12 protein-coding genes are annotated in these 18,793 nt (G+C 32.9%); 7 read left to right on the top strand and 5 right to left on the bottom strand.

Features of this window, described 5'->3' with window-relative positions; translation table 11 throughout:
* Positions 1-17: 17 nt before the first annotated feature.
* Positions 18-1,268 (bottom strand): relaxase/mobilization nuclease domain-containing protein, encoded by a 1,251-nt coding sequence (locus IW20_RS21595; RefSeq protein WP_035627444.1) that lies wholly within the window; start codon positions 1,266-1,268, stop codon positions 18-20.
* Positions 1,253-1,678, bottom strand: coding sequence for a plasmid mobilization protein (locus IW20_RS21590; RefSeq protein WP_240478523.1), 426 nt, complete (start codon positions 1,676-1,678; stop codon positions 1,253-1,255). The genes IW20_RS21595 and IW20_RS21590 overlap by 16 nt, the downstream gene beginning before the upstream one ends.
* A gap of 364 nt (positions 1,679-2,042) precedes the next feature.
* On the opposite strand from IW20_RS21590, the gene IW20_RS21585 reads away from it, so the two are divergent.
* From IW20_RS21585 to IW20_RS21575, 3 genes are all read left to right on the top strand, one after another.
* A complete protein-coding gene (locus IW20_RS21585; protein WP_035627442.1) occupies positions 2,043-2,333 on the top strand; it encodes a hypothetical protein in 291 nt (96 codons plus the stop codon).
* A gap of 216 nt (positions 2,334-2,549) precedes the next feature.
* Positions 2,550-4,070: a MauE/DoxX family redox-associated membrane protein gene (locus tag IW20_RS21580; RefSeq protein WP_035627439.1), complete on the top strand. Its 1,521-nt coding sequence runs from the start codon at positions 2,550-2,552 to the stop codon at positions 4,068-4,070.
* A 100-nt stretch (positions 4,071-4,170) separates the two neighbouring features.
* A complete protein-coding gene (locus tag IW20_RS21575) occupies positions 4,171-4,455 on the top strand; it encodes a DUF6520 family protein (RefSeq protein WP_035627438.1) in 285 nt (94 codons plus the stop codon).
* Between the two features lie 51 nt (positions 4,456-4,506).
* On the opposite strand, the gene IW20_RS21570 is transcribed toward IW20_RS21575, so the two are convergent.
* From IW20_RS21570 to IW20_RS21560, 3 genes are read right to left on the bottom strand one after another with little or no spacing between them, the layout of a single operon-like run.
* On the bottom strand, positions 4,507-7,167 hold the full coding sequence (locus tag IW20_RS21570; RefSeq protein ID WP_081912539.1) for a S9 family peptidase: 2,661 nt from the start codon (positions 7,165-7,167) through the stop codon (positions 4,507-4,509).
* Between the two features lie 10 nt (positions 7,168-7,177).
* On the bottom strand, positions 7,178-8,563 hold the full coding sequence (locus IW20_RS21565) for a RagB/SusD family nutrient uptake outer membrane protein (protein WP_035627433.1): 1,386 nt from the start codon (positions 8,561-8,563) through the stop codon (positions 7,178-7,180).
* Positions 8,564-8,573: 10 nt separating this feature from the next.
* Positions 8,574-11,486, bottom strand: a complete 2,913-nt coding sequence (locus IW20_RS21560; protein WP_316930751.1) for a SusC/RagA family TonB-linked outer membrane protein — start codon at positions 11,484-11,486, stop codon at positions 8,574-8,576.
* 672 nt (positions 11,487-12,158) lie between these two features.
* On the opposite strand from IW20_RS21560, the gene IW20_RS21555 reads away from it, so the two are divergent.
* The 4 genes from IW20_RS21555 to IW20_RS21540 all read left to right on the top strand — a co-directional run.
* The gene (locus tag IW20_RS21555; RefSeq protein WP_035627429.1) at positions 12,159-12,395 is read left to right on the top strand and encodes a helix-turn-helix domain-containing protein; all 237 of its coding nucleotides are present in this window, start codon (positions 12,159-12,161) and stop codon (positions 12,393-12,395) included.
* Positions 12,396-12,816: 421 nt separating this feature from the next.
* Positions 12,817-14,901, top strand: a complete 2,085-nt coding sequence (locus IW20_RS21550; RefSeq protein WP_081912538.1) for an HsdM family class I SAM-dependent methyltransferase — start codon at positions 12,817-12,819, stop codon at positions 14,899-14,901.
* Positions 14,898-16,127 carry a restriction endonuclease subunit S gene (locus tag IW20_RS21545; RefSeq protein ID WP_035627427.1) on the top strand — a complete coding sequence of 410 codons (1,230 nt, stop codon included), beginning with the start codon at positions 14,898-14,900 and terminating at the stop codon, positions 16,125-16,127. The genes IW20_RS21550 and IW20_RS21545 overlap by 4 nt, the downstream gene beginning before the upstream one ends.
* Positions 16,128-16,134: 7 nt before the next feature.
* On the top strand, positions 16,135-18,793 hold a 2,659-nt coding region (locus IW20_RS21540), incomplete at its 3' end, for a DEAD/DEAH box helicase family protein (RefSeq protein WP_035627424.1).

Genomic DNA, 18,793 nt, shown 5'->3' with positions numbered 1-18,793 from the left:
CTGTTGATTTTTATGTGTTAATTATTATCGGACTGTCCTTTTCTCCTTCTTTTTTTTCGCTTGTTTTTAAGCTCTCTGGGAAGGTAATCTGACGGCGTTCCGGCGTAAAGCACTTCATCAATTATCCGCTGCACTTCCCCTGCGGAAATAAAAGAGCCGTGCTTCTTAGCGGTACCATCAGGAACTGTATACTGCTTCTCATAATGAGAGGAATGGCCCAGACGCTGCAGGAGACCTTTGGCTGCATATCCAGGTCCCAGACTGCTTCCGTTGAAAACGCATCTGGTGTTATGATCTATGTACGTCATGCCGTATATTAGCCCCTGTTCATTTTTTCTGACAACTGCCGTAATGCCCTGGTTAGCCAGCCGCGTTTCAAGCTGCGAGAGCGTAATGTTTGGGTATTTCAAAAGGAGCAGGTCCACCGCATTTCGTGTTCTTTTCATGTTTATCATGCGAGAAGTTTTGGAGTCGGCAAAATTAATTTCAAGCCGGGAAAGGGTTGGCTTGGAATAAAAACTACTGGCTTTTATAGGAACTCCGACAGTCTTTTTGTTCTCATCCAGAATCTGGTAGACCAGCCCTTTATTCTGAAACATTTTTGAATTTTCCTTTCCCCTTTCCGCCTTCACGTTATAGAGGTTCAATACTGCGTTCAGCTCACCCAGCGTTGTGTATTTGTAGTGCGGAATAACTGCATTGAGTACACTTCCGATGGCTGTCTTGGAATGTATTGCCCCATATTTTATTTTTTCCGCATCGATGTCATTAATAAGTGCCGGACTCTGTTTTCTTCTCGAGTCCGCCCGAACCAGATTAAAAGAAATCTCCAATTCTTTGCGAGCAGTTTCAGACTGGTTTCTTCCAATATTGTGCATGTTAATTCTGGATCCGTCTGCCCGCACATTTATGGATGCGATATGAAGGTGGGGATGTCCCGCATCGTGGTGCTGGTAGACCAGATAAGGCTGTGCGCCGAATCCAATTTTCTCCATATAACAACAGGCAATCTGCATGAGTTTCTCTTTGGATAAATCCTTGTCCGAACGGTCAAAATTCAGTGAGATGTGCACAGCGCAGCGCTTGACATTTTCATTGAGCTGGAGCTGTTTTAGAAATACGCCGAGCTTAAAAGATTCTGACATTTTTTCAATATCGATGGGATAATTTCCCTCGCCGATGCACACAGCTGCACCCTGGGAAACTTTATTCTCATTGTACATGAAGATGCCTCTAATCGAGTGTCCTGTGTTTATGACTGCAACCATTTTTGGGCGAGATTTTCAATTTGTTTTTTTATTTCTTCAACCAGCGAAAAATATTTTTTTCTTTCAGATTCAAAAGACAGAATCCAGACTCTTAAATCGGAAATTTCAAAAAGGGTATGGAGTTTTTTAACGCTCTGATTGAAATTATTTCCCATGAAATTCAGCTGTGTTCTGAGCTGGATAAGCTCCTGCAGCAGCTTATCCAGCGACTCGTTTCTATATCTCATTACAATGGGTTTTCTCAGCAGATTTCTGCGCACGAAGTCACTGCGTTTACGGCAGGCTGATGCTTTGAAATTCTTATCAATAAAATCAAATTCTTCTTTGGTCAGCCGGATGTGCAGCCATCTGTTTCTGCCGCTTTTTTTTTCTTCCATGATCTTTTCATTTTCTGTTTCAATTTCATTCAACCTTAAATTTTTACTGCCAGCGAGTTCCGAGCAGAGGGGCAGCAAGATTTTTGGTTGTGATACAACCAGACATCTTGCTGACTGCAGAAAACCGCAGTCCGAAAGCTTCTAAAAGTCTTTTTTCAGCTGTAGCAATCAGCTAAGAAGAAGCTGTCATCCCTATTAAAAATTAAAGGAAATCCATTCAGAATCTGCTTTAAAAATCTAAAATGCACCAATTGAACAGGTTCTACGGATTTACATGAGAGCTAAATTAGAAAAGGCCTCCAAGCCCTGCAATCCTCCCCAAATTTTGAGTAGGGTAAATAGGGATGATACTTTATAATTTTACGGTAAGTGAAATATTAATTTAAAATGATGAAGTATGATTACAGTAAATGATGCGGCCAAGGTTTTTGATACGGTGCTGAGTATCCCTGGCATGAATGAGCCGGTGAAAATGGATTTGAAAATTTCACGAAAAAATGTGCTGCTTTTAAGCCATTTGATACAGGACGGGCTGAAGATAAGAGAAGGATCTTCGGTACTATTGGAGAGCATAAGTGAGCAGGGAAGGACAGAACTGGAGAGTCTCTCTCAAGAGTGCCTGCAAAAAGCAGGGCTTATAGAGCTGCATGAAAAACTTGCCGGAATCAGTGCCTCGATAAAAGGCTGATTTCAAAAACAATTACAATGATTTAATGCCTGCGCTATTCTTACAAAGTGCAGGCATTTATTTTTTATGCCATCTCAAATGTAAAACTGCCTGATTTTCAAAGTTTTTGGCTTGATTTTTAAAGTCTTTATGCGAAATTTCGTATTTACATTTGTGTAAGATAATCATCTAATAATATATGATTTAAAAATGAGATAAACTTAAAATCTTAAGATTATGAATTCACGTCGATCGATAAAAAATCTTGTAATACAGTTAGTTTCTTATTTATATGTTTTATTGTTTGTATATGCTGCAATAAGTAAACTGCTTGATTTTGAGAACTTTCATGTGCAGTTGTCACAATCTCCTCTATTAAGTGCTTTTTCATCATGGATAGCTGTGTTAGTTCCAATTGCAGAACTTCTTACTGCTATATTGTTAATTACGTCAAGATTTAGATTGTGGGGACTTTATTTTTCTCTTATACTGATGGAAATGTTTACGGTTTATATATTTATTATTCTTCACTTTAGTTCTTTTATTCCTTGTTCGTGTGGTGGTGTGTTAGAAAAGATGAGCTGGAATGTGCACCTGCTTTTCAATTTAACATTTATTATTCTAGCGGTTTTAACAATTTTATTAAGTTCCAATGGCGGCGAAAGAAAGTATACTTTTAAAAGTTACCTAAAACCTATAAGACTAATCTGCTTTTGCTTAGTTTTTAGTGTAGTTAGCGTCACATTGCTTTTTCTTTCCTCAGAAAATATTATGCATTATAACAACCCATTTATCAGAAGATATCCTGTGCATGCAGCAGAGTTTATTTACGAGATTGATTTGAAATTCAATTCATATTATTTTGCCGGTTCCGATGAGAAAAAAGTTTATCTCGGTAATTACACCAATCCTTCACAGGTTTTATTAATTGATAATAAAAACAAACAGATTAAAAGGGTTAGAATATCATTTTCTCCAAACAAAATACCATTTAAAAATATTTCCATAGCAGTCCGTGATTCCTCGTTTTATTTATTCGATGGGAGTGTCCCAAAATACTTTCAGGGAAGTCTGAAAAATTGGAAAATTAATAATGATTTTGATGGATTTCCTTATTTTACAAAAGCATTGCCTCTAGACGATTTTAGCGCAGTATTCCGATCTAATAATGCAAAGAACGCAGCAAACGTACTTGGAATTTACAACACATCGGATACGTCTGGCAGGATTAAATATAAAAGAGATTTATTAGAGCGGCAGACAGATGGAATTTTTGATACAGATGGGATGTTATTATACAGCCCAAAGCTAAAAAAAATCGTGTATCTCTATTACTACCGGAACGAATTTATAATTGCTGATAAACTTGGAAATTTATCTTATAGAGGGCATACTATAGATACAATAAAGAATGTCAAGATAAAAACTGCATCTTTAAATAATGATAAAGAGAGAACTATTTCTTCGCCTGTTTATATTGTAAATGCACATTCTGCTGTTTATCAAAATCTACTTTTTGTAAATTCAAAGATAAAAGGAAAAAATGAAATCGATAAGCTTTGGGAACGTTCCTCTATAATTGATTTGTATGATATTAAAACTAACAAATATCTCCTGAGCTTTCCAGTTTATCATATAGGAAAAAAAAGACTGCGTTCTTTAACTATAACTGAAGAAAATTTATATGCTTTGATTGATAAAACTCTTGTTGTATATAAGTTTAGTGATATCATTAAAAAGGAAATCTCATCACATTAAATATTTTATAAAAACATTAAGATATACCGGCCGGTGTCAGGATTAAGATCGAAAACCTGTAGAAAAAAGTAGATCACACTATAATTTAAAAATTAAAATCATGAAAACTTTAAGTTTAAAAAATCTGCTGCCAGCAGGAGTTATAGCTCTGGCAGTCTGTGGTGCATTTGCAACCACTTCGATGCAGAGCGCTTCGAAAAAAACAACTACCCTGACACAGGGGTATAATGCCTTGTCAAACAACAAATGTGGTAATGTGTCAGTAGATTGCGACGACGCTATAAGTGAAAATTTTTGCCACATTTCAGGTGACTCTGGACCATTGGCCTATGAGAAAACTACAAACAATAATTGTGTAACGCCTTTATATCGTTATGACAATTGAATCCATTATTAAAATGACAATGCAGTTCATAATTTGAACTGCATTGTTTTTTTATTTTGTACCCTTTTCAATCCACATAGCGGATTGGTCATTTTTTAAGAAGTAACGAAACCAATCCATTGTACGTTCTGTAACATCTTTTTGATTTAAAGAATTTATCAATAGATGATTCTCATCTGGATACTGCAGCATGATACATTTTTTACCAAGTCGGCGCAGCGCTAAATAAAATTCAAAACTTTGGGATGGATTTACTTGCGAATCAATTTTACCTGTCCATAATAATGTGGGCGTATTTACATTTTTTACGTGGGCAATAGGTGAGTTTGACCAATAGGATTCTGGTGCTTCATAAGGTGTTGCCAACATTGTCCACTGTTCAATTCCAAATCTCCACATATCAGGTTTTCCAGATCTACTGTTTATAGTGTGATAGTAACTGTTCAGATCCGTAATCGCACCACTAGCGATTGCAGCAGAAAACAGCTGAGTTTGAGTAATAATGAAAGAAGATTCAAAACCTCCGTAAGAATGTCCCATCAGACCAATTTTCGAGGAATCAACTATTCCTGTTTCCACTACCTTGTTTACTGCTGAAATTACACAGGACAATGCAGAAACCCCTGGATTTTTAGCTTCCAATAATAAATCAGGTTTCAAGACAAAGTAGTTTTCGGAGGTAAAAAGAGTTGTGTTAAAACCGTTTACATTATTATAAGTTGGGTTTTCAAATTTATGCAATTGATTAGACTGCCTGTCATAGATTTTGACAATCATGGGGTATTTTTTTTTGGAGTCGTACTGCGCAGGATAATAAAGAACTGCCTTCAAGAAATTTCCATCGCTGTTGTAATTAATTAATTGTGACTTGCCCCAAAAGAAATTTTCCTGTTGAGGATTACTCTTAAAAATTGTTATCGGTTCTTTGCTTCTTTCCTTCAGAATCAGTTTTGGGGATATATCAAATTTCTGCTCTCTGAAATAAAAATTCTTTTTTTCTGTACCATAATTTAGCTGATCAATAAAACTGTCCTTATAAACTATTGGTTCTAATGAACCGTCAGGACTCCATATAAAATATCCTGTTTTTCCATCTTCTCCTTCGGCTTGAAGAATCAGTTCTTTTTGGACATCAATTTCCCGGCTTATTAGACCGTCATAAATATAATTATCAATATTTTTATTAGGCATATCAGCAATGCGGAATCTGATTTTTTCTTCTTTTCCACGGGTTAACCTTCTCGCTTCGTTACCTGAAGTTGAAACTACCCAGATATCATATTTATCATAGAATACAAGCTCATTATCGTCAACAGTCCATCCAGGACTGCCACATATTGATTCTATTTGAAGATCATGTAGCTTTGCTGTGAATTTTACTCCAAGAGATGCGGTCAAATTGATGTGTTTTTTTTCTTCAAAATTGTAAACCCACCAATTATTTTCGCTAAAGTAAGCAAAGCTTTTTCCTTTTGGCGAAGCAATCAGGTTTTTATGATCGTAGGACTGTCTTTGTAATAAAAGACTCTTTTGAAAAGTACTGAGATCTAAAAGATAATAGTCTCTAGGGCCGTTGAAATCAAATTGCGGTTCATACTGCTTTGGATTAGAAATTATGGCATATTTATAATTACCGCTTAGTATTACTTTTGGAAATTCATTTGAGGTAACTGCTGAAAAATAATTTGTTTTAGGAATCCACATTACTGTTTTAGGACCATTTTCAAAGTTGCCAAAGTTTTTTTCCTGTAAATAAGTCCATTTGTCATTTCCATTCCATATTTCCACATCTGATTGATGGCTTTTAGAAATAATCTCTTCTTGATTTTTAATTGAAAAAAATACTTTTTCAGCATCATCAGAGATAAAAATTCCATTTAGATTTTCATAAATAATGTCTGTATTTTTTGGAAAGACTACAGCAGAAGCACTGTCGAGTTTATACAATTTATCCTCTTTGGACAAATAATATATTAAAGCATTAATCTTCATATTTCTATCCTGTTGATAGAAAGCCAATGCATTGCCGTTTTTATTCCATGTGAACCCCATGAAATTCCCTTTTTTGTTTAATGCAATAAGCTTAGGTCCTTCTTTTGATTTAAGGTTAATTTGGAAAACAAAAGATGTTTTGTTATTGTTGCTGAAATATGCAAGATGATTGCCAGAAGGACTGAGACTAAAATCAGTTACGTCTTTAATTTCTCTTATTGTGCTGTTTTTAAAAGAGCGTATTGCAAGTTTCTTATTTGCTTCTTTGTCAGCAAGAAGAAAAATTAGCTGCTCTGTTTGCTGATTGTAAGAATAGCGATCAACGTCGGAAAGATTTTCTCTGAAAGCTGTTTTTAAGTCTACAATAGTAATACCTTTATCTATCTTACAGATAAATTTATTTCCGGCAAAAAAGCCGTTTCTGCCTTTAGGAAAACTATAAGACTTATGCGAAAAATGATTACGGATAAATAAAGTGTCACCTCCTTTTTCGTATTCCATTTTATAGCAAACCCATTTCTCATCAGGGGAGACTTTATCTATAATTATTTTTCCCCAACCATAATAATCTGATGAAACCAATTGCTTTTTTTGCACCACCTGTCCCCATAAGGGACAGGCTACTAATGGCAAAATAAAAAATAAAACTAAAAAAAAACTTTTCTGTATTAATCTTTGGCTGTAATTTCCGATTGACACGTGCATATGTATAAGTTGCATAATAAAATATTTAGTATCCAGTATTTTGAGGTCTTAAGTTTGGGTTAGCGGTCAGTTCATTTTGTGGCAGCGGAAATAAAGCATCGCTGCTGTTCCAGCCAGGCTTAATTCCGTTTAGTGAAGAATCTAATTTACCTGACCGCTTAAGATCGAAAAAGCGATGTCCATATTCTGTAAAGAGTTCCCATCGACGCTCTAAATGAATTGCGTCTAAAATTTCCTGATGTGTCACAGCAGCGACATTGTTTAGTCCTGCACGATTTCTAATTTTGTTTAGATCTTCTTTTGCCCCAATTAAGTCGCCTTGGTAGGCTCTGGCTTCTGCCCTGATAAGATATTGTTCAGCAAGTCTTAGTACTATTGCATATTCTTTAGATGTCGCAGTAAAATCTTTTTCTTTATACTTATAAGAATGAAAATAGGTTTGGCTTCCTTTTGTAACGGATTTAATCCAGTTTGTTTTTCGTAGATCAGCAGCGTTAAATGAAGCTATCAGCTGACTATCCAATGACACAGACGGCGGTGGCACTGAAGTAAAAATAAAAAAAGCTCCATCTGCTGTGTTTTGTCCTGTTAATTCAGATTGTAACTGCCAAATAGTCTCGGAGGAAGAAATTAAAAATACATTTGAAATATTTTCTAATTTATACTCGCTGCTCTGATTTAAAACTGCAGATGCGCTATTTGAAGCTTCGGGATAAGCTTTTAGATAGAGATAGACTCTTGAAAGCAATGCCTGCGCAGCGCTCACACTCGGCTGTAAACGACCAGGATTGTCATCTTTACTGCTTAAAAGTACGGAAGCGTCCTGTAGATCAGTAACAACTAAACGATATACTTGGTCTACTGAAGTTTTAGAAATAATGCTATTTTGTTTGTAATCTGTCTGTGTAGCATATGGAATATCTCCGAATATATTTGTGAGATAAAAATGAAGTAAAGCACGAATAAATAATGCTTCTCCTTCGAGTTGGTCTTTTTGCTGAGCAGTTAGATTTTTACTAGACTTGGTACCCTGAATGACAAGGTTAGCGGCATAAATTTGATTGTAGGCAGCATTCCAATATCCAGTAACATATGTATTGGTAGGTAAGAGAGAGTTGCGATAAAAATTATAGCTTGCTTTTGAAGGATTGTCCACACAGGTGATCTCATCGGCATAATTTCCGAGCTGATTTGAAATTCCAAGCTGGCCACCTGTTAAAATACCTTTTTCTCTAATACTTGTATAAATATTAGTTAAGGCTGCTTCTGCGGTATTATAATCCTCAAATACACTTTCTGTGGTCAATTGTGATTTTGGCAGATCAACCTCAACAAATGACTGGCATGATGATACTAAACCAATAATTAATAAGTAAAATATCTTTGGAAGTACGATATATGTTGTTTTCATCTTTGATAGTTTAGAATGTTAATTGAATTCCGGTATTAATTACCGTTAATGGCGGCAGATAACCGTAAGAAATAAATTCAGGATCTCCGTCCTTATATTTTGTAAAAGTCAACAGGTTTTGGCCCTGCAGCATAATTTTACATTTAAGCCCTTTTAGACTTAATGGGAGATCATAGGTGAGGGATAAATTTTTTAATCTAACAAAAGATGCGTCTGTAATAGCACCTGTACTTTGTGAGTAGAGGGAATCTGCATTTAGAGCATCGTTATTATATCCAGTGGTATATATCTGATAGGGTGAATTATCTCCCGTCTGTGTCCAGCTGTCAGTAAGCCTGTCTATCTGATTTAGCATCTGACCGGCACCGCTTACAGGATAAGATCTGTTTTTCTGTTTTGAAAACTGGAACAGGAAATCCAGAGTTAAATTTTTATAGCTGATTTGATTTTGTATACCCCCATAATATTTTGGATTTAAATCTACTACGGCTTGTCTATCATCGGGAAAAGTGACTCTGCCATCATTATTTAGATCTTCAAATTCATAAATTCCAGTCTGCGGATTGACTCCTTTAAAATTGTAAAGCAGATTAATATTTAGCGGTTGGCCTATACGATACTGCTGACTGTAGGTTGACGTTTGCAGACCAGGAAAATCTACCAACTTATTTCGGGCAAATGTCAAATTGAGATTTGTAGACCAGCTAAAGTTTTTTCCTCTAAGATTTACTGTTCGAAAGGTTAATTCAAGTCCAGTGTTTTCTACTACAGCATCTAAATTAGACTGCAATGAAGTAAAGCCAGTTGTTGCTGGGAGCGGAATACCTACTAGTTGATTTGAAGAACGGTTTTTATAAATGGCTCCTGTAACATATATTCTATCATGTAAGAAACCTAGTTCAAGAGCAAGTTCAAATTTTTTATTAGTTTCCCATCCAAAATCTTTATTAAAGAGGCGTGAGGGCTGAACTCCTGTTACTCCATTGTATACTTTACCTGAAGTTGTATAAGTGTCAAGATACATATAATCGCCAATTTGATCACTACCAGTTACTCCATAGCTCGATCTTATTTTTCCATAACTCAACCATCGATTATTTTCCAGAAAAGTTTCCTTAGAGAAAATCCACGCAATACCGGCAGCTCCAAAATTTGCAAATTGATTTCCAGGTCCAAATCTGCTTGAACCATCGCGACGGCCTGTGAGATTAACAATATATCTCTGTTTATAATTGTAATTAAATCGACCAAAGAATGCTTGATATTTATATACTGTCTCATCATCGGTATATATTCTAATGTTTTTTGCGGCAGCAATATTATAGATCAAACTATTAGAGGTAAATCCAATTCCTGATAGATTAATTCTCTCTGTTTTCTGGCTTTGAAAAGTCATTCCAGTCAAAATATCTATTTTGCCAGCTCCAAGATTTTTTGACCAGTTTATCTGCGGTTCGATAATCCATGAGCTTCGTTTGGTATTGTTTAAAAATAGCGATGAATCATCGCTTGTTGCTTCATAGGCAGGATCTGCCATAGTTGAAGGTATAACTCTCGTCTCTTTAGTATCCAAACTTGTACAACCAAAACTGCTCTTTACTGTAAAATCTTTCCAGATTTCATATGATATCAAGGTATTTGCCAGAAGATCATTAGTCTTTGACTTGTATTTGCTTTCAAGATTTCTAAGGGGATTATCCCATGTAGAATTCTCCCAGTTTAGCTGCCCATCTGCAGTGTATAGCGCAGGCGCATTTGGTGCCAAATATCTAGCTTCATTAGTAAAGTCAAAAGAAGGCTGGTTGTTGTCCTGGACATTATATGATCCTGAAAAATGTATCTTAAATTTATTATCGTCTGAATTATGATTGAGGTTAATATGGCCGCCGCCTCTTTTGTATAAGAAATCACCCGGAAAAACGGTTGTTTCCCTGTGAAAATTTCCGCTTATAAGGAATTGCGTATTTTCAGAACCTCCGTTAACTGTTCCTTGAAAATCCGATGTTTGGGATGTGCGTCCAAGAAGTTCTTTTTGCCAGTCGGTGTACCGGTTTTGATCCCATGTCCCGTTAACATCATAATCATAAGGACCATACTCGGTTAGTCCGTCATTTATGAATGCCTGTTTTCTCATTTTAAGGTATTGCTCTGTATTCATCAGTTTTGGAAGTTTTGTAACTGTTCCAAAACCAGTAGATGTCTGCAAATTGAAGGATGTTTTTCCTTTTTTTCCTGTTTTGGTTGTGATCAGCACAACACCGTTAGCTCCTCTAGAACCGTATATTGATGTTGCATCAGCATCTTTGAGGACTTCAATACTTTCAATATTATCTGGATTAATATTGTTAAGTGGATTAACACCGGAAGGAAAAGCGGTAGCCGTGAGACTTGAACTAATGACATCTGACGAATAGGGAACGCCATCTATTATGTACAGCGGCGAATTTCCATCGGTCCGAATACTGTTCTGTCCCCTGATTTTGATATCAAAACTGCCCCCGGGAATACCTGTTCGTTGAATAATATTTACACCAGCCATACGTCCCTGCATCGTGGCGAGTACATTAGTAACAGGCTGATTTTCTATATCCTTAGAGGTAATTCGGGCAATACTCCCCGTACGGTCACTTTCTTTTACGGAATAATAACCAGCATTTACCCGAACCTCCTGTAGGGTAGTAGTATCGTATTCCAGCTTAATGTCAATTTTAGCTCTCTCATTTACTGGAATAAATTTAGTTTTGAATCCAATAAAAGATACTATCAAAGTATCTATAGGAGAAGCTAGCAGAGAATAGTGGCCATTGTAATCAGTGATTACGGTTGTATTCTTTCTGCTTTTAAGCGTGATCGTGACTCCTGGAAGAGGAGAAGAACCATCACTTATAATACCCTGGACCTCATGTTGCTGGTAGGGTAGCATTTTATCATTTCGAAAATTTCTGGAATAAATGGTGGAAAAAGACAACAGAATGCCAGCAAAAAACAGGCAATAAAGTGCTCTTCCATCCTTAGAAAATGAAAAATAATTCATAATATTGGGATTGGTTAGTTAAATGGATATTTGATTAGCTAAGGTCCTCTGCTCTAGTTTGGTCGCTGCAGCTGAGGGCCATTTTTTATGTATTAAGTACACAGCTTAATAGGCATAAGGGAGATTTTTAATACACAGGCAATGATTATTTTAAAAGGTTCGACTAATTAGATGCGAATTTTAAAAAAAATAAGAGGTATTACGCTGAGAATAAGTAAGTGAGTTTTTTGCATAAAAAAGCGCGGAACTCAGCTTATCGTTTTCAAGGCACTGGCGGCACCCTACCACAAATAAGTGAGCCCACGCCATAAGACGTGAGCATCTAACTTATCCTCTCGTGGTTAATAAAACGCCAGTTTTTGAAAACGAGAATCAAAGCGAATGCTTCAAATATTTTTACATGAAGAATCGCAAAATTATTTAATTATATGCTAAATGCAAATAATATTAAATGTTAATTCAAATAATAAACAAATATAACAATTTTTTTTTATTTGTTATAAGATCTTATAATATTTTTTAATGGAATTATCACGCCTTTTGTTTAAATGCTTAAAAAAGATGGAAAAACATAAGGAGGAAAAATTAAAAAAATTTGGCTTGCATGTTAAAAAGCTTAGAACTGAATTAGATTTAAGTCAAGACACTGTTGCCTTAAATAGTGATAAGCTTATCAAAGCTACAATAAGTGACATAGAAAATGGGAAAAGAAATTTATCATTTACAACACTTTTGGATTTAGCAAAAGGATTAGGAAAGCATCCTAAAGAATTACTAGATTTTGATCTTGAAAAATAAAAACTAAGATCTCTACGATTTTAAATTATACTATTTTCCAGTATTTGATTATGGAATGGTATGAATATTTTACTTATTAAAATTACAGTTGGTTTATACGCAAGAGGAACAGTATACGAATTCATGAGAAATTATCATCAAATGATATTTGGTAGAGTAGGAGATTAAATAAAAAAGATGCGTAAGCATCTTTTTTATTTAATAGAAATGTAATAACACTCTATTTATTTGTGTATCAGAATTTACTTTTTACTTTTATTTTTTCTTAATTAATTTTTTTTTAATTTGCTCATACACTTCTTTCACAAATATAAACTAGAAGCCTATTTAGTTTTAAAAAAAAGCAATTTTATCAATAATTTCTGAGGAGAATAAGCATTAGAATTATCTATATTTACCAATTCTAACATTAAAACACAAAATGAGCATAAATATATTACAATACGAAAAAGACGTTTGGAAAACTGCCGATTTACTTATAGCCTCTGGAATAAAACAAAGTGACTTCCCAAAATACATGATGCCTTTCTTTGCTCTTTTAATGGTAGAGAGTAGATTAGTAAGAGAAGCAAAAAGATTGAAAGAAGATATCGGAGATATTGATATTGAGGATTTTATTGATATGTTTCAATTAGAAGGATTAGGATATAATGATTTCGTAATTCGTAAAAACAAAACATTAAAAGACATTTGTAAAAATGACAAAACTTTTGATGTAGATTTCCACGCATACTTAAAAGCTTTTGATGCTGAAACTAAATATTTGTTAGGAGTTGATAAAGGAACTGAAGAAGAAAAGTTTTTGGATATATCTGGTATTAGTGGATTATTAAAAAAGAAACGAATATTATTTGAAACGGTGCAAACTTGGAGTGAAATTGATTTAACACCTTTTAATAATTCTGAAATAACTACTTTAGAAGAACACATCAAAAGAAAATGGGCTGATATTTCAGCAGAAACAGCAGGAGAGCAATATACACCTGACGATATTATTTCATTGATAACAGATATTATTGCTTCTAAAATTGAAGACAATGAAAAATTTCTAACAATATATGATCCAACGTGTGGTGGAGGAAACCTTTTATTTGGAGTAGAAGATAAAATCAAAGAAAACTTTAAAAGACCAACAGCTACATACGGTGAAGATTGGAACGATAGTCTATACGCTTTAGCAAAAATCGAAAGTAGATTTAGAGTTGGTTCTCAAATAGAACATGGTAATACACTAACAGAAATTAAGTTTATAGAAAAGAAATTTGATATTATTGTTGCAAATCCTCCTTACGGTGTCGATTGGAAAGGATATCAAAAAGACATTGTAAATGATACTACAGAAAGATTTGTTGCCTTGCCTTCAATTTCTGATGGTCAATTTTTATTTACACAACACATATTATATCAATTGGCTGATGATGGTTTAGCAGTCGTGGTCCATAATGGTTCAACATTATTTAGCGGTGATGCAGGCAGTGGTGAAAGTGCCATTAGAAAATATTTTCTAGATAACGATTGGGTTGAAGCAATTGTTCAAATGCCTACTGACGAATTTTTCAATACAGGTATTTATACTTATTTGTGGATATTCAACAAAAACAAACCCACAGAGAGAAAAGATAAAGTAATGCTTATCAATGCAGCCAATCTGTTTGTGCCTTTAAAGAAAAGTAAAGGTAAAAAGAGAAAGCAAATGAGCGAAGAAAATAGAATTGAAATTATAAAGACTTTTACTGAATTTAAAGACAACGAATATTGCAAAATATTTGATAAATGGCACTTTTACTTTAACAAACAATCTATTATACTTACCAATGTAGATGATGAAGGTAAATCTGTTGAAATGCCTAATAAAGCAGATAGAAACGGCGATTTTAAAGAAGATAAAAGCATAAAAATAGAACCTAAAACAATTGCTATTTTAGACAGCTTTAAAGAAAATGGTATAAAAGCAATTAATGAAATGGTAATCACTAAGTTTGAAAATAAAAACTATTCTAGTTTAGCCAATTTCTATGAGGGTTATTTTAAGTCGTTTGTAAACGATTTTGATTATAAAGATGATGCATTCGTATTAATTGATAAACAAGGCAATTCATTTCATTATGATAATAATAAAGCCACTATTGTAGTAAAAGATAAAAACCAAAAACTAAGCTTTTTAGGTAATGGTAAAATAGTTATTAAATCTACTTACAAGAAAAAAACTTCGACTAAAGAAGAACATATATTGGTTACTGCTGAAATAACGAAAGATCTTCAAAAAGATTATGAAATAATTCCTTTTAATCCTAATGAACAGGAAAATCAAAAGCAAATTGTAACTTTTATGGCTAAATACATTACCAAACCTTTTGAGTATTTAGATAATACAATTGGTGTAGAAATCAATTTTAATAAAGTGTTTTACATTCCAGAAAAATTAAGAGATATAATTAAAATAACAGCCGATTTAAAACAACTTGAAATTGATTTAGCTAACCTTGAAAAAGAATTATCAATATGATAAAGTATGAAAAATATAAACCTTCAGAAATTGATTGGTTAGGTGAAATTCCTTCAAAATGGGAAGTAAAAAGAATAAAAGATGTGTTTAAGCAAATATCACTAAATGGTAATAAATTATCAGAAAATTGCTACATACCATTGGAAAATATAGAGCAATTTACAGGCAAACTAATACAAAGAGTTTCAAATGATAATAACGAAACAACAAATTTGTTTAATTCAGGTGATATATTGATTAATAAACTTCGGCCCTATTTAGGCAAAATATATTTACCAGATTTTAATGGTGGTGTTAGTGGTGAAGTTGTTGTTCTGCGCTCTATTTTTAATGGAAAGTTTAGTCATTCAAAATATTTCTTTTATAGATTTTTGTCAACTAAATTTATTTTTAAAATTAATTCAATGACGGATGGTGTTAAAATGCCACGAACTAATCCAACAAAAATTTTAAATCTAAACATTGCAATACCTCAGTTAAAAGAACAAATTGAAATAGCAAATTACCTCGACAGCAAAACCCAGGCAATTGATAAAAAAATAAATCTTTTAATTCAAAAAGCCAACTACTACAAGGAGTATAGAAAAAGCATAATTAATGAAGCAGTTTGCAAAGGATTAGATAAAAATGTAAAATTCAAAAACAGCGATATAAACTATATTAATGATATTCCTCAACATTGGAAAATAGAACGAATTAAAGATTTATTTAATATTGGTAGAGGTCGTGTAATTGGTCAAGAGTTACTAGTTGAAGAAGGTAAATATCCTGTATATTCTTCTCAAACTGAAAATAATGGTTGTTTAGGTTATATTGAAACTTATGACTTTGATAATGATTTATTAACTTGGACAACAGATGGTGCAAATGCTGGAACAGTATTCAGACGTAGTGGCAAATTTAATTGTACAAATGTCTGTGGTACTTTAATACCCAAAAGAAAAAATTTAGATTTAGACTATGTTGTTTATGCTTTGCAAGAGAGTGCAACTCACAATAAACGAATTGATACCAACGGTGCAAAAATTATGAATAATGAAATGGCAGTTATTAATATTGCTTTTCCACCTTTAAATGAACAAACAGAAATTGCCAAGTATTTAGACACGAAAATAAAAACTACTGATAAAATTGTAGAAAATATAAATACTCAAATTATAAAATTAAAAGAGCTTCGTAAAACATTAATTAATGATGTGGTTACAGGTAAAATAAAAGTAACATAGGACTAAGATGAATGAATTAGATTTACAAGACAAATATTTAGTAAACTTTTTTTGTGAACGTCCAGATGGTTTACAATACAAAGAAGCTAAGGCAAATACAGTTTCAAGTCATTTTTTTATAAACGAAGATTTAAAACAATTTCTTTCTGAAACTTCTTTAAACAAAGACAACTATAAAAAACTTTCTAAAAAGTTTACTAGTGAAAAAGAACTAATAGAAGCTTTCAGCCTTTTTTTAGATGAAAAAGTAAAATCATCTATGAATATGGCTTTGTTTATCAATTCTAACAAATCAGTTACTTTTGAAGGTTTGAAATTTCATTTATTCTATCCTAGTGGTAGTGAAACTCACGAAGATAAATTGTTCGATGAAAACATATTCTCTATCGTTCAGGAGTTACCTTATACTTTTAAGTATCAAGGCAAACAATACTTTTCTTTTCGCCCAGATTTATCATTTTTTCTTAATGGTATATTTTTAGGCTATAGCGAATTAAAAAGCAATTGGAACAATCAAAATGCTAAAAAGAACGGCAGAAAGAAAGTTGCAATGGATTATCAAACCGCAGTACAAGAATATTTAAAAATTGCTGATGGAAATGATTTATCTCAAACCATTAGAAAAGACTTTTTAAAAATATTTGAAAAAGCAATTCATATTACTTCTACAGATATTAATGAAACCTATATTATCAGAAATATTTCTAATCATTTTGATGAAATAAAAAATACAGTTGTTTCAGATGAATATGATTTTGACGAATACGAGAAAAAAGTTTTTAGAGATTTTAAACCATATCCGCTAATAAATAAAGATGCTGATAAAAACCTAAAATTTGAAGAGGTTTTCAAAGCCTTGTACGATAAAAAAATGATAGAAAAAGAAATACTCTATTATAATTTTATTGAGCGTGAATTAATTAAAAAAGAAGGTAGTAAAGTAAAAGAATACAAGCACAATGATGGTAGATTAATCAGCCCAAGACCTAAACAAAAATTTGGTGCAGATAAGGTTATTGCAAAAATCAATGAGTTTTTAGAACACGAAAACGAACCTGATTATTTCATCAATAAACTAGAAAAAGAATTAAAAGCAAAGGGTATTGGAGAAACCCAAATAAAAGAACTAATTGCAAAAAGGCAAAAATATCAAAACAACAAAAATGTATATTCTTTATTGTTGCAATATGCAGCAGGTTTTGGTAAAAGTAATATTATAGGTTGGACAGCATTACAATTAAAAGACTTACGTAAAGATGGTAATTACATCTACGATAAAGTAATGTTAGTTGTCGATAGGTTGCAACTGCGAGACCAATTAGACAGTATGTTACACAATATGAACATTCAAAAAGGAATGTTTTTGGAAGCTTCAGACAAGAAAAGTTTTATGACTGCATTAAGTAGTGATAAAAGAGTAATTGTTGTAAATATTCAAAAGTTTGGTGCAATAAAAGAAATACTTGATAATGAAGTAACTTCGAAGTTATCTACATTAAGAGTTGCTTTCTTAATTGATGAAATTCACAGAAGTAATAGTGGATCACAAAACGAAGAAATGATAAGTGTTTTCGATGAATTGCAAAGCGGTTTTGATAACAGTAAAGTTTACACAAATACGATTCATAAAAAGAATTTAATAATAGGTTTCACAGCTACGCCTAGCGATATTACTTTAGCTCGTTTTGGAGAGTATAATAAATATGCGGAAGCAGAAAAATTTTGGATTCCTTTTGATAGTTACACTATGAAAGAAGCCATCGAAGATGGTTTTATTTTAAATCCTATTAGAGGTATTGTTCCAGTTTCATCAAAAATGCAATTTGGAATACCAGATAATGAGTTAGAAGGTTTTGAAGGTGATTCTGGATACGAAGAAATACCAGACGATACAGATACTGGTATAGATGAAGAGGGTAAAAAGTACGCAATTCGTAAAAAGAAAATCTATTCCAATAAAGAAAGAATCGAAGCTATTTCAAAATTTATTTCAGAAAGATTAGTCTCAACTGTTTATCATAATATTAGAGGTACGGCAAAAGCTATGTTAGCAGTTTCCTCAATTCCAAATGCAATCAGATACAAACGATTAATTGATAAACACTATAAAGAATTAGTAGAACAAAAAAAACACGAAAGATTTAAAGAAGCTCCAATTTATATAGTTTATTCTGACAGTCAAGACCAACCAAGCAGTAATAGTGTTAATCATGGTATAAATGAAAAACAAGTTTTACAGAACTTTAAATTAGCTAAAAACGGATTAATTATTGTAGTTGATAAACTCCAAACAGGATTTGATGAGCCTAAATTACACACACTTTTTTTAGATAAAGAAATAAGAGGTATAAATGCAATCCAAACTATATCAAGAGTTAATAGAACTACTAAATATAAAAATGATTGTAAGATTATTGATTTTTCATATAAAAATGTAAATGTTAAGAACATAAAACAAGCTTTTGAACATTATAGTAATGTTGTTGTTTCAGACTTTGATCCATTAGGTGATGAAGAAAAATTAGATATTTATCTTAAAGAATTAAAAGACCAGGATTTATTCAAAACACATTTTAAGGCTTTTCAAGAATACAATACTACCAATGATGATATAAATATTATTCTAGCAATAGATAATAATTTTACAAAATTTATAACATCTACTA

Origin of the sequence: Flavobacterium hydatis (assembly GCF_000737695.1) — a bacterium.
Lineage (GTDB): Bacteria > Bacteroidota > Bacteroidia > Flavobacteriales > Flavobacteriaceae > Flavobacterium > Flavobacterium hydatis.
The sequence above is the reverse complement of the archived record's forward strand: the minus strand, read 5'-3'. Positions and strand labels throughout refer to the sequence as shown.

Excerpts from the sequence above, each read along its gene's own strand:
- IW20_RS21595 (WP_035627444.1), bottom strand. The coding sequence starts at position 1,268 with ATGGTTGCAGTCATAAACACAGGACACTCGATTAGAGGCATCTTCATG.
- IW20_RS21585 (WP_035627442.1), top strand. The coding sequence starts at position 2,043 with ATGATTACAGTAAATGATGCGGCCAAGGTTTTTGATACGGTGCTGAGT.
- IW20_RS21580 (WP_035627439.1), top strand. The coding sequence starts at position 2,550 with ATGAATTCACGTCGATCGATAAAAAATCTTGTAATACAGTTAGTTTCT.
- IW20_RS21575 (WP_035627438.1), top strand. The coding sequence starts at position 4,171 with ATGAAAACTTTAAGTTTAAAAAATCTGCTGCCAGCAGGAGTTATAGCT.
- IW20_RS21570 (WP_081912539.1), bottom strand. The coding sequence starts at position 7,167 with ATGCAACTTATACATATGCACGTGTCAATCGGAAATTACAGCCAAAGA.
- IW20_RS21565 (WP_035627433.1), bottom strand. The coding sequence starts at position 8,563 with ATGAAAACAACATATATCGTACTTCCAAAGATATTTTACTTATTAATT.
- IW20_RS21560 (WP_316930751.1), bottom strand. The coding sequence starts at position 11,486 with ATGCTACCCTACCAGCAACATGAGGTCCAGGGTATTATAAGTGATGGT.
- IW20_RS21555 (WP_035627429.1), top strand. The coding sequence starts at position 12,159 with ATGGAAAAACATAAGGAGGAAAAATTAAAAAAATTTGGCTTGCATGTT.
- IW20_RS21550 (WP_081912538.1), top strand. The coding sequence starts at position 12,817 with ATGAGCATAAATATATTACAATACGAAAAAGACGTTTGGAAAACTGCC.
- IW20_RS21545 (WP_035627427.1), top strand. The coding sequence starts at position 14,898 with ATGATAAAGTATGAAAAATATAAACCTTCAGAAATTGATTGGTTAGGT.